A 15,305-nucleotide genomic window follows, 5' to 3' on the forward strand; every position below is an offset into this window, starting at 1 on the left:
TTACGGGGAAGTATCAGGGAGGCTGTGGGTGACGCAGGAGCCGCTGCGCGAGATACCGCTGCACGGTGGCAACGTCAGCACGGTGTCCCGGATCGGTGACACGGTCCGGCGTAACGCCGGACCGTGGACGCCCGCCGTCCACGCGCTGCTCAACCACCTGGAACGGGTCGGGTTCACCGGCTCACCGAGCGCGCTGGGGATGGACGAGAAGGGCCGCGAGGTGCTCACCTACCTCGACGGCGAGTGCGGCGAATATCCTCTCGCCCCGCACTGGGTGACCGAGGAGGCGCTGGTCACGGTCGCCACCATGCTGCGGATGTTCCACGACGCGCAGTACGGTTTCGTGCCCCCGCCCGGTGCCGTCTGGCGCTCGTTCGGCCCGCCCCCGCCGGACACCGAGGTGATCTGTCACCACGACGCCGCCCCGCACAACGTGGTCTGGCGTCCGGACGGCACGCTCGCGCTGATCGACTTCGATCTGGCCTCGCCCGGTTCACGGATCTACGACGTCGCCTACGCGGCCTGGACGTGGGTGCCGCTGTTCAGCGACCGGGACTCGTACACGCTGGGCTGGAAGCGCCCGAACCGGCCGCGGCGGCTGCGGCTGTTCGCCGATGCGTACGGATTGATCCCGCGCGACCGGCACCGGCTGGTGCGGACCATAAGGAAGCGGATCGTCGACCACGTCGAGGGAATCCGCCGGATGGCCGCTGCCGGCGACCCGGCGTTCGTGCGGATCGTGCACAAGGGGCATCTGCGTCGGCCTATGCGTGATCTACGCCTTCTGGATTACGAACGACACACTCTCGAATACGCACTTCGCTGATCTTGGCGGACATTTTGCCAGTTCGACCAAGATCACTACCCGGCCTGTGAGAGTTTCTTCACACGTCGGAAACAATGCGTGACGCGCCGGAAATCGCGCGTAGACCGTGCTCGAAACAGCCAGCCGACACAGTCTGCGTCGAACCGGCCGACCGGCATCGCAGCCACCTCGGTCGTGTGTTGAGAGGACACCTAATCCGAGAGGAGGCAGCGTGGAGATCGATACCGGCAATACCGCCTGGTTGCTCCTGTCGTCTGCGCTCGTTTTGCTCATGACCCCCGGCTTGGCGCTCTTCTACGGTGGCCTCAACCGGTCCAAGGGCACCCTGAACATGATGATGATGAGCTTCTCCAGCATCGGGATCATCTCGATTCTGTGGGCGCTCTACGGCTTCAGCCTCTCGTTCGGCTCCAGCGGCAACGCCAGCCTGAACAACATCATCGGCAACCTCACCCAGTACGGCGGCACGGACATCAGCTGGGCCGGCGACCTCTGGGGCACCACCAAGATCCCGGTCTACGTCTTCATGGCCTTCCAGATGATGTTCGCCATCATCACGGTCGCCCTGATCAGCGGCTCTCTCTCGGACCGCCTCAAGTTCGGCGGCTGGGTGCTCTTCGCCATCGGCTGGTTCACGATCGTCTACGTGCCGGTCGCCCACTGGGTCTGGGGCGGCGGCTGGATCGGCGCCAAGCTCCACGCCCTCGACTTCGCCGGTGGTACCGCGGTCCACATCAACGCCGGTGCGGCCGCGCTCGGTGTGATCCTGGTGCTCGGCAAGCGGGTCGGCTGGCCGCGGGAGAACATGCGCCCGCACAACGTCCCGTTCGTCGCCCTCGGCGCCGGTCTCCTGTGGTTCGGCTGGTTCGGCTTCAACGCCGGCTCCGAGCTGACCGTGGACAGCGTCACCGGTGTCGCGTTCGTCAACACCCAGCTGGCCACCGCCGCCGCGCTCGTCGGCTGGTGCGCGGTCGAGTGGTTCCGGGACAAGAAGCCCACCCTGGTCGGCGCGTCCTCCGGCGCGGTTGCCGGTCTGGTCGCCATCACCCCGGCCTGTGGCTTCATCGCCCCGCTGCCGGCCGCGCTGCTCGGCCTCATCGCCGGCGTGGTCTGCGCCCTGGCGGTCGGCCTGAAGTACCGCTTCGGCTACGACGACTCGCTCGACGTGGTCGGCGTCCACTTCGTCGGTGGCTGGATCGGCTCGCTCTTCATCGGTCTCTTCGCCACCAACACGGCCAACAGCGCCATCACCGACGTGCTCGGCGGCAAGGACGGCCTCTTCTACGGCGGCGGTTTCACCCAGCTCGGCCGGCAGTTCGTCGGTAGCGCGGCGGTCACCGTCTACTCGATGCTGATCGCGGCGATCATCGCCCTGGTCCTCAAGGCCCTCAAGGTCCTGCGGGTCAGCGAGGAGACCGAGATCGGTGGCATCGACATCGCGGCCCACGGTGAGAGCGCGTACGACTTCACCCCGGCGGCCGGTTCCGGCGGCGGGAGCGCCTTCGCGATGGCGGGCATCGGTTCGGCCAAGTCGGTCGACGCCGACGGCAAGGCTGACGCCAGCCAGAAGATCCCCGGTTAATCTCTCCCATGGCTGCTGAAGTGGAAGGACTGAGCATGAAGCTGGTGACCGCGGTCATCAAGCCGTACCAGCTCGACGCGGTGAAGGAGGCTCTGCACGCCCTGGGCGTCGCCGGGCTCACCGTGAGCGAGGTACAGGGATACGGCCGGCAGAAGGGACACACCGAGGTGTACCGGGGTGCCGAGTACACCGTCGAGTTCCTCCCGAAGATCAAGGTCGAGGTGATCACGGACGAGATCGACGTCGAGAAGATCGTCGACGCGGTCGTGACCGCCTCGCGGACCGGCAAGATCGGTGACGGCAAGGTCTGGGTGACGACGGTCGACGACGTCATCCGGGTCCGCACCGGCGAGCGCGGCCTCGACGCCCTCTGATCACATGACCAACCCGTTGAGTGAGCCCCCGGCCCCGCCCGCTCGGCCGTCGGCCGGTGGCTCCCTCGACAAGCTCCGCGAACACATCGGTGCCGCGGCGCGCGACGAGCGCGCCGCGGCTCTCGACGTCTGGCTCAAAGAACTCTTCCCGAGCCACCTGCCCGGCGTCAGCCTGCTCGCGGTCGGCGGCCTCGGCCGGCGCGACTGCGCCCCCTACAGCGACCTCGATCTGGTGCTGATGCACAACGGCACGGCCGGGATCGACCGGATCGCCTCCGCGCTGTGGTACCCGATCTGGGACGCCCGGCTCGGCCTCGACCACTCCGTACGCACGCTGCCCGAGGCGCTCTCGGTCGCGCACGACGACGTGAAGGTCGCGCTCGGCCTGCTCGACGCGCGCCACGTGGCCGGGGACGCCGCACTCTCGGCCGAGATCGTGGCCGCGGCCGCGGATCAGTGGCGGCGGACCGCCGTACGTCTGATGCCGCAGTTGAAAGAGCTGACCCAGACGCGCTGGGCCAGTCACGGGGAGCTGGCCTTCCTGCTCGAAGGCGACCTCAAGGAAGCGGCCGGCGGGCTCCGGGACGTGACCCTGCTGCGCGGCATCGGTCGCGCCGGGATCGCCGACACCATGCGCCCCGCGGTGCGCGCCGCCAACCTGCGGCTGCTGGACACCCGGGACGCCCTGCACCTCGCCGTCGGTCGCCGGGTCGACCGCCTGGTCGCCCAGGAACGCGCCTCGGTGGCCTCCCTGCTCGAGATCGAGGACCCGGACACGCTGCTGCGCCGGGTCTCCGGCGACGCGCGGACCGTCGCCCACGCCGTCGACGACGCCTGGCGGGCCGTCGACCGGCTCCGCGGCGGACGCCGCCGGGCCGCCGGGGTGCCGGCCGCACCGGCCCGGCGCCCGATCGCCCGCGACGTGGTCGAACAGGACGGCGAACTGGTCCTGGCCCGCACCGCGATCGGCCCGGTGGCCGACCCCAGCCTCTCCCTGCGCGTGGCCGCCGCGTCGGCCACCGTGCAACTGCCGATCGCCCGGGCCACCAGCGAATGGCTGGCCGCGTTCTGCCCGCCGCTGCCGCACCCGTGGCCGGCCATCGCCCGAGCCGCCCTGGTCTCGCTGCTCGGCGCCGGGCCCGGCCTGCTGCCGGCCTGGGAGACCTGCGACCGGTACGGCCTGATCGACGCCTGGCTGCCCGAATGGGCCCGGATGCGCAGCCTCCCGCAACACCACCCGATCCACCGGTTCACCCTCGACCGGCACCTGGTCCAGGCCGCCTACGAGGCCACCAAGTACACCCGCGAGGTCGACCGGCCCGACCTGCTGCTCATCGGCGCGTTCCTGCACGACGTCGGCAAGGGCCTGCCCGGCGACCACAGCCTGGTCGGCGCCCCCATCGCGGCCGACATCGCCACCCGCATCGGGCTGCCGCCGGCCGACGTGGCCACCGTCGAGAAGATGGTCCGGCTGCACCTGCTGCTGCCCGACGTGGCCACCCGCCGCGACCTGGACGACCCGAAGACCATCTCCACCGTCGCCGAAGCGGTCGGCGACCCGGCCACCCTCGACCTGCTGCACGCCCTGGCCCGGGCCGACTCGCACGCCACCGGGCCGGCCGCCTGGTCCGACTGGAAGGGCCGGCTGATGGCCGAGCTGGTGCGCCGGGTGCACACCGCGCTCGACACCGGCGCCCTGCCCGAACCGCCGGAGCCCGACCCCGAACTGCTCAGCGGCGCGCTGCCGGTGGTGCACCTGGACGGCGACCAGATCTCGGTGGCCGCGGCCGACCGCCGGGGACTGCTCGCCGGCGTGGCCGCCTGCCTGGCCATGCACCGGCTGGACGTGGTCGCGGCGAACACGTCGACGGTGGACGGGCGGGCGATCGTGGAGTTCTACACGTCTCCGCGGTACGGGACGCCGTACGATCCGGTCGCCCTCACCGCCGACCTGCGCCGCGTCGCCTCCGGGGACGTGTCGGTGACCCAGCGGGTCCGGGCCCGGGCGATGAGCGCGCGCGGCGGGACGGCCGAGCCGAAGATCATCTGGCAGCGGGCCGCGGCGACCGACGCGGTGGTGCTCGAACTGCGGGCGGCCGACTCGCCCGGCCTGCTCTATCGGGTGACGGCGGCGCTCGACGAGGCCGGGGCGGAGATCCGGGCGGCGCGCATCTCGACCCTCGGCGGGGACGTGGTGGACGCGTTCTACCTGGTCGGGACGTGGGGGTCGGCGGAGGAGCGGGAACGGGTGGAGCGGGCGGTGCTCGCGGCCGTGTAACCCGGGGCGGCGGAGCGCGTTGGACCACCGATGTTCGAGAATTCGGTGGGGTTTGTCGCCGCGGCGGTCCGGAATCGTGCGGTGGGTCTTCGGGACGAGTTGGCGCGGGCGGCCCTGGGGCCGGGGGCGGCGGCCGACGCGCTGGCGTTGTTGCTGGCCGAGGCTCGGGCCGGGCGGCCGCTGGAACACGAAAAATCCCGACAAAGTGTTCAGGCCGTGGCTCTGCTGGCGCAGATCATGGCGCTGCAGGACATCGAGACCACCGACGCGGCCGACGCACTGGCCCTTTTCGAACTGCTCGGCCCTCGCCGCATTCCGCTCCCGCAGCGCTCGATCTACGCCCAGCTCGCCGGCTCCGCGAGAACGACGACCGACCGCCGGGTACGCCACGAGATCCTCACCGACCGGGCCAACCCGTTCCGCCACGCGCGGCGATCGCACCGGCTGTGGCTGCGGTTGTTCCGCCTGGGTCTGCCGTCACCCGGGATCCGGTTGGACGGGCGGGACCATCGGCCGGCCTTCGACCGCCTGTGCACGGCCCCGGTCACGCCGATCGAGCGTCCGGAACTGATCAGCGTGGTGGTGACCGCGTACCGGCCCGGCGAAGGTCTGCTCACCGCGGTGCGGTCGATCCTCGCGCAGTCCTGGCGGAACCTGGAAGTGCTGATCGTCGACGACGCGTCCCCGCCGGAGTTCGCCACCGTCCTGGACGCGGCGGTGGCGCTCGACCCGCGCCGGGTCCGGGTGCTGCGGCAGGCGTCGAACTCCGGGACGTACGTCGCCCGCAACACCGGCCTCGACGCCGCCACCGGACGGTTCACGACATTTCAGGACTCTGACGACTGGTCGCATCCGCGCCGCCTGGAACTGCAGGTCACGCCGCTGCTGCGGGATCCCGGACTGGTCGCCTCCACCTCGGACGGGCGGCGGGTCACCGACGACCTCACCCTCACCCGGCTCGGCCGTCGCGGGGGCAAGCTCAACCCGTCCGCGCTGCTGTTCCGCCGGGACGCGGTGCTGGAGACGGTCGGCTACCTCGACGTGGTCCGCAAAGGTGGCGACTCCGAGTACATCGACCGGATCACCGCCGCGTTCGGGGCGCGGGCCGTGCGCCACCGGCCGGAACACCTCGCGCTGATCCGGCTCTCCGGCGGGTCGCTGTCCCGGGCCGAGATCCGGCCCTACTGGATCCATCCGGCGCGGGCCGCGTACCGCTCCGGCTACCTGGCCTGGCACCGGCGGATCGCCTCCGGCGAGGCGGCGGCCTTCCGGCCGAAAGACGGATCAGGTCGCCCCTTCCCGGCGCCGCCGCACCTCTTGCGGTCCGCTTCGGATCAAGAGCCGATTCAGACGTACGACGTGATCATGGCCGCCGACTGGCGCGCACCCGGGGAGACCCAGCGGTCGGCCCTGGCCGAGATCGAGGCACTGGTCAGCCGTGGTCTGCGGGTGGGGATCCTGCACCTGGAGGACTGGCGGCGGCCCTCGCGGGAGCGGCTTCCGGTGCACCACACGGTGCAGGACCGGGTGAACTCGGGGCGGGTCGGGCAGGTGGTGCTGACCGATGCTGTCCAGTGCGGGCTGCTGCTGGTGCGGCAGGCCGAAGTGCTCCGGTATCCGCCCGCCGAACGGATCGGGATCGTGCCGTGTACCGTCCTGGTCCTCCTCGACGACGTCGTCCGGGGTGGGCCGGTTGCGGAGATCTTCGGGGTGCGGCCGCTCTGGTGCCCGCAGACGCCGCGGATCCGGGCGGCCGTGGTCGACCGGCCGCTGACCGATTTCGACCTGCCGACAGCGGCCGTCCGGGCCTCGATCGCGCCGCGCCGCTCCCCACTCGCCCGAGCCGCCCGTGGTTCGGTCGGCGGTGCGTCGGCTCGGGTGCCCGGCGGCGGTGCGTCGGCTCGGGGGCCCGGCGGCGGTGCGTTCGGTCGGGTGCCTGTCGTCGGGGCGGAGATCACCGAGAGCGGCCAGCTCGACCGGCTGATCGGGGGCGACGTGCGGATCCGGGTCGCCGACGGGGTCCACGTGCCCCGGCAGCCGGCCGACCGCCTGATCTACCGCGCGTCCGAGGTGGATCCGCTGGAATTCCTCGGGCAGCTCGACTTCTACCTGGACCTGTCCGCGTCGCCGCGATCGGTGCTCGACGCCACCGCCATGGGCTGCGTCGTGGTACCCCCGGACCCCGACGAGATCGGCCGCCACCAGGCCGATCCCACACTCGGTGCCCCGGAGCGGGCGGCCCTCCTGCGCGCGCACAGCCCGGAGCGGTTCGCGAATCGGATAGCCGATCTCGCGCGTAACGCTCCGTGAGTTGCGCCGTTAGGGGAGTGTGGTCGCCCCCGCGGCCGCACGCGGGCACGGGAGGTGGCAGTCGATGATCGTTGGCAAACTGGCCGGACGGGTACGCGCGGTCGGTCCACTGACCCTCAGCGCGGTCGCGACCACCGTGGTGCTCGTCGCCGGGACCACCCTGGCCGCCGCGCTCGACGCGACCCGGGTCGCCGTCTGCCTGCTCGCCCTGCTGGTGGCGCTCGCCGTCGCCGGGGTGCTGCGGGTCAACCTGCGGCTGCTCGGCATGCGGGCCGACCGGCGGGAGATCCGCGACCTGCGCGTGGTCCTCGACCAGACGCAGCGCCGGGTGGTGTCCGCGGTCGAACGGCAGCGGCTCGACACCGAGGACCGGCACCGTGAACTGGCCGACGCGGTCGCCCGGGTCCAGCGGATCGCCGACCGGGGCGTGCGGGACCTGCGGTTCGCCGTGCCGCGCGAGGTGGAGGCGACCGTGCAGCTCTTCCAGGGCTTCACGCCGCGGGCACCGATGCCGTCGTCCGGCGACTACGCGCTGAACCCGACCGACCTGCTCGAACTGCTGTTTTTGGTCCGGTCCCGGCAGCCGCGGCTGGTCCTGGAACTGGGCAGCGGGACGTCGACGATCTGGCTCGCCTACGCGCTGGAGCAGATCGGCGGGCGGCTGATCTCGCTCGACCACGACCCGTCGTATGCCAACCGGACCCGCTCGGCGCTGCGCGAGCACGGGCTGACCGGGGTCGCCGAGGTCCGCGACGCGCCGCTGGCGCCGGTCGAACTCGACGGGCGAACCTACTCCTGGTACGACCCGGCCGTCCTGGAAGACCTCGACGGCATCGACTTCCTGCTCGTCGACGGGCCGCCCGCGGCGGTCGGGCCGGACAGCCGCTACCCGGCACTGCCGGTCACCGGGCCGCGCCTGGCCGACCGCGCGACGATCGTCTTCGACGACGCCAACCGCAAGGACGAACAGGCTGCCCTCGAACGCTGGCTCGCCACCGTCGACGGCCTCACCCGCCCCGGCGAGATGCTCGGCCGCCACGCCGTTCTGTTGCTCGACCGCGCCGGGTCCGAGCCCAACGGCCTCGCTTCACTGAACACCGTCTCGTCCTGACCGCTCGGCTGAGGTCAACGAACGGCAAGCGCCCCCGCCGCAGGGGGATCGGCGGGGGCGCTGCCCTGAGCCCGCTCGCGCGCGCCCAAGATTTGTTGCTCTGACCGTGACCACCCGACCACGTCGCCCTTGCGGGCCTCGCGTTCTGGGCGCGCCAGCGCCCTGCGAGGACCGGAAGGGTCCCCGCGGGAGCGACGGTCTGTACCCCGGCGGACCGAGGCAAAAAATATCTTTTGTCAGTAACCGAAATCCTGCGTGACGTAGGGCGCGCCGCCCTGGCTGTAGACCACGCCGACGCCGACCGTCTTCGAGCGGCAGCTGAGGATGTTGGCGCGGTGGCCCGGGCTCCTCATCCACGCAGTGACGACCTCGCTGCCGGAGCGGTAGCCCCAAGCGATGTTCTCGGCCGACGGCTTCTGGTAGCCGGCCGCCCGCTCCCGGGCCGCGAAGTTCGAACCGCCGCGGCCGGTGTGGCTGAACGCGCCGGTCTGCGCCATGTACGCGCTGTGCCCGCGCGCCGCGGTGACCAGCCGGGGGTCGACCTTCAGGGCGCCGCAGCCGTGCGCCGCACGCTGCACGTTGGTCAGCCGCACGATGTCGGCCTGCATCGTCGTCACGGAAACGGGCGCGGCGTCGGCGGGCGCCGCGAACAGCGTCGCGCCGAGAGCGGCGGCGGGAGCGACGGCGGCGACCAGGGCGAGGCGGCGGAACAGCGAGCGCAAGGGAGACCCTTTCGGAGTTCGGCGCCTGGCTTGCTGCCAGGTTCACCGTTCCCTTCGGCCCCGCCCCCGGCCTCGATGATTGTCGAACGGTTGTCTGTTCGTCGCCGCTCGGTTGCCGGCTACGCCGTCAACGAACTCACCCACGCCCGAGGTCGCCGGCTCCTGATCGTGGCCACGCCCCACGCCCACGCGAGGCCGCTGCCGCTCAAGGTCCGGGCGCGGCTCGCGGTGGCCGGCTGGTGCTGAGGGCTGTAAAAACGGCCGGGAACGACCGTGAGCGCCAGCTGGGGCCGGGACCCGCGCTGCGACCTGGAGTCGGGCGGACCTCGCGAGGCCCCGCCTGCTTCGGCCCGCCTGCTTCGGCCCGGGCGTGAGGGGCCGGCGGCGTCCGTGGGGTTAGGAGAACGTCCAGCGGGAGTTGAGGACGTAGTTGATCAGGGGGATCAGGGTGAGGGCGACCGGCTGGACCACCGGGTACGGCGCGGACAGCACCTCGGTGCCGAGCCAGAGGACCGTGGTGTTGATGGTGAAGGCGACCGCGGTGACGACCAGGAACTTGGATCCGGCCAGGACGTGCCCGGCCGACGAGCGGAACACCCACATGCGCTGGAGCAGGTAGGAGACCGCGATGCTGGCGACGAATCCGGTGGTCGAGGCGATCACCGGGCGCAGGTGGAGCAGGTGCACACCGGCCAGCCCGATCCCGAAATGGGTGAGTGCGCTGGCTCCGCCACTCACTCCATAACGGACAAGCCGAGCGAGCTCACCGTTGGCCGGCATGGGACGTCCACTGCTGCGGGACATCGAGCGACGGTAACCCGGCCACCTCCTTCACGAGGTATCGGGGCCGCCCCCGGACCTCCTCGTGGATGCGGGCCAGGTATTCGCCGATCACCCCGAGCCCGAGCAGCACGAACGTGCCTGTGACGAGCAGGAGCAGGATGACCGTGGGGAAGCCGGCCACCGAGTGCCCCTGCATCCAGCGGACCAGCGTCTGCACCCCGAGCACCACCGAGAACGCCGCGAACGTCAGCCCGCCGAGCGTGACCAGGTGCAGCGGCGCCGACGTGAACGAGGTCAGGCCGTTGACCGCGAGCCGGAACAGCGACCGCGCGGTCCACCGGGACGCGCCGCCCTCGCGGTGGTCGATGTCGACCTCGACGGTCTCCCGGGTGAAGCCGATCCAGCTGCTGGTGCCCCGGAAGAACGAGGAGTGTTCGGGCATCCGCAGCAGCGCGTTCAGGGCGGGCCGGGCCAGCAGCCGGAAGTCGGTGGCGTTGACCAGGTCGACCTGGGTCATCCGGGTGAACGCGCGGTTGAACACGCGCGCACCGAGCCGGCTGCTCAGCGACTGCCCGGTCCGGTTGCGTTTGACCGCCTCGACGACCTGGGCGCCGGCCCGCCAGCGGCGGATCATCTCCGGGATCACGGCCGGCGGGTGCTGCAGGTCGGCGTCGATGACGATGGTCGCGTCGCCGGCCGCGTGTTCGAGACCGGCCAGCAGCGCGGCCTCCTTGCCGAAGTTGCGGGACAGCCGCAGGCCGCGCACGCGCGGGTCGGTGAGCGCGTACGCGGCGATCCGGCTCCACGAGTCGTCGCCCGAACCGTCGTCGACCAGGACCAGTTCGTAATCGTGACCGTCGAGCACCTGGGCCATCCGGGCGATGAACCGGTCGACGCCCGCGCCCTCGTTGAAGACCGGCGCCACCACCGAGATCATGCCGGTGCCCTGGTGCAGAACGGCCGGTGCGCGAGCCGGTAGGTGGCCTCGTTGACGGCCTGGTCGAAGCGGCGCATCTCGGCCTGGTACCCGGCCCGCCGGTCGCGCGGCAGGCTGTCCCGGAACTGTTCGCGCAGCGTGCACCGGCGTCCGTCCCCGGCCACGGACCGGTCGAAGTCGACGATCTCCTGGGCCACGCGGTCGTGCACGTACGCCGGTTTCTCCGAGGCCACCCCGGCCCGGTAGTCGCGGTTGGCCGACGTGGAGATCGCGGCGATCACCACGAGCAGCAGCACCCCGGCGAGGATGCCCCGGCGGTGGACGCGTCCGCTGCGGTGCCCGCGGGCGAAGACCCCGGCCAGCAGCGCCACCGTGATCAGAGCGCCGCCGGCCCCGGCCAGCGCGCTGTCCCGCCAGCCCAGACCCCACCAGCCGGCCGCGGCGAGCCGCTGCATCTGCTCGTTGAGTGCGCCCATGGTGGCGGTCAGTGCGAGTACGGCCAGTCCGGTCGCGCCGAGCGCGGCGGCCTGGCGGCGGTCCAGGGTGTCGTAGCCGGGCAGATCCCGCCAGAAGCGCCGGACCAGCACGAGCAGGACCAGCAGGGCGATCAGCGCGGCCGGCCCGAGCGTGTGACCGTACGGCCCCTCGCTCGCCCGCTGCCACATCAGCGGCGGCACCCAGGAGGTCAGCCGGTTCGGCAGCGCCCCGAACGTCCCGGCCGGCGCCATGTCCGACCCGGAGTAGCAGTCCCGGACCGCGCACCGCCGCGCGATGATCACCCGGACCGGGATGGCCACCGGCAGGAACCCGGCCCAGAGCAGCGCGGTGAAGCGCGCCCCGGCGGCCGACTCCCGGAACGTGAGGCCGAGCACCGTGCGGGCCCGGATCAGCGCGGCGAGCGCGGCCAGGGGCAGCGCCAGCCAGGCCATCTCGTTGAACGCGGCCAGCCCGGCGCCGGTGACCACGGCCAGCACGCCGAGCCGGGGGCCGAGCCGGATCCGGCCGACGGTCCGGGCGGCGGCCGCGGCGACCAGCAGCACCAGGGCGGCGGTGAGGAAGTAGAGGCCGCCGAAGAGGACCGTGGTGCTGGTCCGGCCGGCCGCGACGAAACTGCCACCGACGGCGAACGGCAGGATCGCGGCGAGGAGTGAGGGCGGGCCGGCGAACGTACGGCCGCGGCTGACCACGCACTCGGCCAGCACCACCGCCGCGAGTGTGAGCAGGATCGCACCGGCCATGGCGACGAGCCGCAGCGACACGTTCGCGGGCAGCCCGAGCAGGTCGGTGACGGCGAACGTGACGGTGTCCAGGGCCCACTCGACCATCCGGCCGAGCGGGCGGAAGTTGCCCAGGTTCAGGTACTGCGGGACGGAGTCGATCGCCGCGCCGAACAGCTCCCACGGGCGGCCCAGATAGCGGGCCCCGTTGGCGTACACATTGAACCGATGATCGGCGCTCGGCGGCAGCGCCACCAGCGGGGACAGCACGATCACGGGCACCAGGACCGAGCGCAGCACGATCGCCCGCCACACCGTCGTCCAGGGTCGGCGCGGCTCCACCGCCGGTGTCGGAACGGGGGTGGAGGGGGCGTTCAGCGTCGGGGCTGTCACACCAGACGCAACGAGGGCCGCCGGAGCGAGGTTGCGACACCTCCGCACGGGGCGGCGCGTTGAACGGCGGTGAGTCACCCGCGAAACTTCCGTCCCGACATCGAGGGCCTTCGAGCGATCGCCGTGCTCCTGGTCGTGCTCAGCCACGCCGGGGTGCCGAAGCTGGCCGGCGGCTACGTGGGCGTCGACGTGTTCTTCGTGATCTCCGGCTTCCTGATCACCGGGCTGTTGCTGCGCGAGGCGGCCGAGGGGCGGATCTCGATCCGGCGGTTCTACGCCCGGCGGGCCCTGCGGCTGCTGCCGGCCGCGGCCGTGGTGCTGGTCACGACCCTGATCGCGGCGAAACTGTGGCTGCCGGCGATCCGGATCGGCGACCTGTCCAAGGACGCGCTGTCGGCGGCCGGGTACGTGGCCAACCTGCGATTCGCCGAGACCGGCACCGACTACCTGAACGCCGACGCGCCGCCGTCCCCGTTCCAGCACTTCTGGTCGCTGGCCGTGGAGGAGCAGTTCTACCTGGTCTGGCCGCTGCTGCTCCTGCTGCCGCGCCGCAAGCCGCTGCTGATCGGCCTGGTGCTGGCGTCGTTCACGGCCGGGGTGCTGGAGACCGCGCGGTCGGCGCCGTGGGCGTACTTCGGGCCGCACACCCGGGCGTGGGAGCTGGGCGTCGGCGCGCTGCTGGCGATTCTCGGCACGCGCCTGCGCAGCCGGCTGTTGGGTGCCGCCGGACTGGTCGCGATCTTCGCTGCGGCGCTGTGGTTCGACGATGCGACGCCGTACCCCGGCTTCTATGCCCTTCTTCCGGTCGCCGGCGCCGCCGCCGTGCTGGCCGGTGGCTTCGGACCGCTCGCGGCCCGGCCGCTGCAGGCGGTCGGCCGGCTCTCCTACGGCTGGTACCTGTGGCACTGGCCGCTGCTGCTGATCGGCCCGGCCGCGCTCGGGCTCGACCCGTCGCTGCCGCTCGCGCTCGCCCTCGCGGCGGTCGCGCTGGGCCTCGCCTGGGTCACGTATCACCTGGTCGAGAACCCGCTGCGGCACCGGCCGGGGCTCCGGGCGCGACCGGTCCGGGCGCTCGGGCTGGGCGCCGGGCTGTCCGCCGCGGTGGCCGCGACCGCGGTGACCGTCGCGCTGCTGCCGCACCTGGTGCCGTCCGGTGCCGCGATCCGGGATCTGCGGGTGACGGCCGCGCACTCGGCCGACCCGTACAAGGTGATCACCCGCACGGTCCGGGCCAGCCGGGCCACCACCGAGCTGCCGGCCAACCTGACCCCGGCGCTGACCAAGGTGAACGCCGACAAGGCCCGGGTTTGGGCCGATCAGTGCCATGTGGAGGCCGACGCGGTGGTCGCGCCGGACGGCTGCGTCTACGGCGACCCGACCTCGCCGACGACCGTGGTGCTCTTCGGCGACTCGCACGCGGCCCAGTGGTTCCCGGCCGTCGAACGGCTGGCCGTCCAGCACCGCTGGAAGCTGGTGTCGCTGACCAAGAGCTCCTGCTCGGCGGCCGACCTGCGGCTCTGGCTGGGCGGGCGGAACCGGGAGTACACCGAGTGCGCCAAGTGGCGGGCGTCGGCGATGGCCCGGTTCCGGGCGCTCAAGCCGTCCCTGGCGGTGATCGGGTCGAGCTTCAACTACCGCACGATGGACCCGGTCACCGACGAGGCGACCCAGTGGCAGGCGGCCTGGCAGCGGACGTTCGCCGGGTTCACCGGGATGGGCACCCGGGTCGCGCTGATCACCGACACGCCGTACTTCGCCGAGCGGGTGCCGATCTGCCTGGCCCGGCAGGCCCGTCTCAAGCGGGTCAACCGGTGCGGGACGACCGTGACGGCCGCCCTGCGCGGGCCGGCTCAGCGCGTCGCGCTGTCCCGGATCACCGATCCCCGGGTGACGCAGATAGACCCGGTGCCGTGGCTGTGCACGGCGACGTTCTGCCCGCCGGTGATCGGCAACGTCCTGGTCTACCGCGACTCGAACCACATGACCACGACCTACGCCCAGACCGTGGCCCCGCTGCTGGACGACGCTTTGTCCGCAGCCGGATAGCTCTCATCGCGCCGTCAAGGGCGCGATGCCTGCGAGCCGGAGGCGACGCCGGTCAGCAAGTCAGCTAGGTTCGGGGGGCTCAGCCGGTCGACGACCACGGTGCGTTCGGTGTTGTGGTCGCGGCAGAGCTGGGCCAGCCGCTCGGCCAGCAGGTCGTCCCACGCCCGGTCGGGCCGGTGCCGCTCCCAGGTGGCCCGGTCCGGCAGGTACTCCATCAGCACGCCGAGCTTGCGCAGCAGCGAGAACGCCGCGTCGTCGGTGAGCACGACCGGCCGGTGGTCCGGGGTCACGAGCAGGCGCTGGTTGATCGTCACCAGCAGGTCGCGCAGCGCGTCGTGGTCCAGGCCGATGGCGACGTACAGGTGCGCCGGACGCCGCTTCGCGGCCTTCGCCAAAGAAAGATCAACTGCCTGCTTGGGTACGGACAGAGCCCCGGCCGCCCCGGGTCGCAGTCGCCGGGCCAGCCCACGGACCAGGCGCGGCGACGTCCGGAACGGGTCCCGCGCGAACGAGACCAGCGCCTTCCCCAGCTTGTAGGAGCCGCTGCTGCGCAGGCTCTGGGACTTCTCCCGTTCCCGGTCGCGCTGTTCGGTCAGCCGGTCGCAGCGCGCCCGCCAGGAGTCGCGTTCCAGCTCGACCGAGCGCATCCGCCCGGTGAGCGCCGCGATCTCCCACCGCAGGGTCTCCAGCTCGGTGCCGCTTTTTGTTGACAAATCGGACATATAG

The 15,305-nt window shown here is 72.1% G+C and carries 13 protein-coding genes; 8 read left to right on the top strand and 5 right to left on the bottom strand.

Features of this window, described 5'->3' with window-relative positions:
* Window positions 1-28: 28 nt before the first annotated feature.
* The 6 genes from ACSHV8_RS46890 (at window position 29) to ACSHV8_RS46915 (ending at window position 8,481) form a co-directional block, all read left to right on the top strand.
* On the top strand, window positions 29-826 hold the full coding sequence (locus tag ACSHV8_RS46890) for an aminoglycoside phosphotransferase family protein (RefSeq protein WP_122980938.1): 798 nt from the start codon (window positions 29-31) through the stop codon (window positions 824-826).
* Window positions 827-1,037: 211 nt separating this feature from the next.
* Complete coding sequence (locus tag ACSHV8_RS46895) at window positions 1,038-2,408, top strand: ammonium transporter (protein ID WP_436526963.1); 1,371 nt, start codon at window positions 1,038-1,040, stop codon at window positions 2,406-2,408.
* Between the two features lie 35 nt (window positions 2,409-2,443).
* Window positions 2,444-2,782 carry a P-II family nitrogen regulator gene (locus ACSHV8_RS46900; RefSeq protein WP_014694245.1) on the top strand — a complete coding sequence of 113 codons (339 nt, stop codon included), beginning with the start codon at window positions 2,444-2,446 and terminating at the stop codon, window positions 2,780-2,782.
* 4 nt (window positions 2,783-2,786) lie between these two features.
* A complete protein-coding gene (locus ACSHV8_RS46905; RefSeq protein ID WP_436526964.1) occupies window positions 2,787-5,060 on the top strand; it encodes a [protein-PII] uridylyltransferase in 2,274 nt (757 codons plus the stop codon).
* 30 nt (window positions 5,061-5,090) lie between these two features.
* The gene (locus tag ACSHV8_RS46910) at window positions 5,091-7,370 is read left to right on the top strand and encodes a glycosyltransferase family 2 protein (RefSeq protein ID WP_436526965.1); all 2,280 of its coding nucleotides are present in this window, start codon (window positions 5,091-5,093) and stop codon (window positions 7,368-7,370) included.
* 64 nt (window positions 7,371-7,434) lie between these two features.
* Window positions 7,435-8,481 (top strand): O-methyltransferase, encoded by a 1,047-nt coding sequence (locus ACSHV8_RS46915; RefSeq protein WP_436526966.1) that lies wholly within the window; start codon window positions 7,435-7,437, stop codon window positions 8,479-8,481.
* Between the two features lie 236 nt (window positions 8,482-8,717).
* Here the strand turns inward: ACSHV8_RS46915 and ACSHV8_RS46920 are convergent, their stop codons facing one another.
* Window positions 8,718-9,203: a CAP domain-containing protein gene (locus ACSHV8_RS46920; protein WP_436526967.1), complete on the bottom strand. Its 486-nt coding sequence runs from the start codon at window positions 9,201-9,203 to the stop codon at window positions 8,718-8,720.
* A 90-nt stretch (window positions 9,204-9,293) separates the two neighbouring features.
* On the opposite strand from ACSHV8_RS46920, the gene ACSHV8_RS46925 reads away from it, so the two are divergent.
* Entirely contained in the window at window positions 9,294-9,449 is a 156-nt protein-coding gene (locus ACSHV8_RS46925) for a hypothetical protein (protein ID WP_436526968.1), read from the top strand.
* A 150-nt stretch (window positions 9,450-9,599) separates the two neighbouring features.
* Here the strand turns inward: ACSHV8_RS46925 and ACSHV8_RS46930 are convergent, their stop codons facing one another.
* Genes ACSHV8_RS46930 through ACSHV8_RS46940 form a run of 3 tightly spaced genes read right to left on the bottom strand, consistent with a single transcriptional unit; the run spans window position 9,600 to window position 12,455 of the window.
* Window positions 9,600-9,941 (bottom strand): GtrA family protein, encoded by a 342-nt coding sequence (locus tag ACSHV8_RS46930; RefSeq protein ID WP_436526969.1) that lies wholly within the window; start codon window positions 9,939-9,941, stop codon window positions 9,600-9,602.
* Window positions 9,942-9,966: 25 nt separating this feature from the next.
* The gene (locus ACSHV8_RS46935; RefSeq protein WP_436526970.1) at window positions 9,967-10,923 is read right to left on the bottom strand and encodes a glycosyltransferase family 2 protein; all 957 of its coding nucleotides are present in this window, start codon (window positions 10,921-10,923) and stop codon (window positions 9,967-9,969) included.
* Window positions 10,920-12,455: a hypothetical protein gene (locus ACSHV8_RS46940; RefSeq protein ID WP_436526971.1), complete on the bottom strand. Its 1,536-nt coding sequence runs from the start codon at window positions 12,453-12,455 to the stop codon at window positions 10,920-10,922. Before ACSHV8_RS46940 ends, ACSHV8_RS46935 begins: the two co-directional genes overlap by 4 nt.
* Before the next feature lie 147 nt (window positions 12,456-12,602).
* Between ACSHV8_RS46940 and ACSHV8_RS46945 the strand changes: the two genes are divergently transcribed.
* Window positions 12,603-14,579, top strand: a complete 1,977-nt coding sequence (locus ACSHV8_RS46945) for an acyltransferase family protein (protein ID WP_436526972.1) — start codon at window positions 12,603-12,605, stop codon at window positions 14,577-14,579.
* Between the two features lie 14 nt (window positions 14,580-14,593).
* On the opposite strand, the gene ACSHV8_RS46950 is transcribed toward ACSHV8_RS46945, so the two are convergent.
* Entirely contained in the window at window positions 14,594-15,301 is a 708-nt protein-coding gene (locus ACSHV8_RS46950) for a hypothetical protein (RefSeq protein WP_436526973.1), read from the bottom strand.
* Window positions 15,302-15,305 lie beyond the last annotated feature (4 nt).

The sequence above is a fragment of the Actinoplanes sp. HUAS TT8 genome (assembly GCF_051380535.1).
GTDB lineage: Bacteria > Actinomycetota > Actinomycetes > Mycobacteriales > Micromonosporaceae > Actinoplanes.

Coding starts and splice junctions, on each gene's coding strand:
- ACSHV8_RS46900 (WP_014694245.1), top strand. CDS start 2,444: ATGAAGCTGGTGACCGCGGTCATCAAGCCGTACCAGCTCGACGCGGTG.
- ACSHV8_RS46905 (WP_436526964.1), top strand. CDS start 2,787: ATGACCAACCCGTTGAGTGAGCCCCCGGCCCCGCCCGCTCGGCCGTCG.
- ACSHV8_RS46910 (WP_436526965.1), top strand. CDS start 5,091: ATGTTCGAGAATTCGGTGGGGTTTGTCGCCGCGGCGGTCCGGAATCGT.
- ACSHV8_RS46915 (WP_436526966.1), top strand. CDS start 7,435: ATGATCGTTGGCAAACTGGCCGGACGGGTACGCGCGGTCGGTCCACTG.
- ACSHV8_RS46935 (WP_436526970.1), bottom strand. CDS start 10,923: ATGATCTCGGTGGTGGCGCCGGTCTTCAACGAGGGCGCGGGCGTCGAC.
- ACSHV8_RS46950 (WP_436526973.1), bottom strand. CDS start 15,301: ATGTCCGATTTGTCAACAAAAAGCGGCACCGAGCTGGAGACCCTGCGG.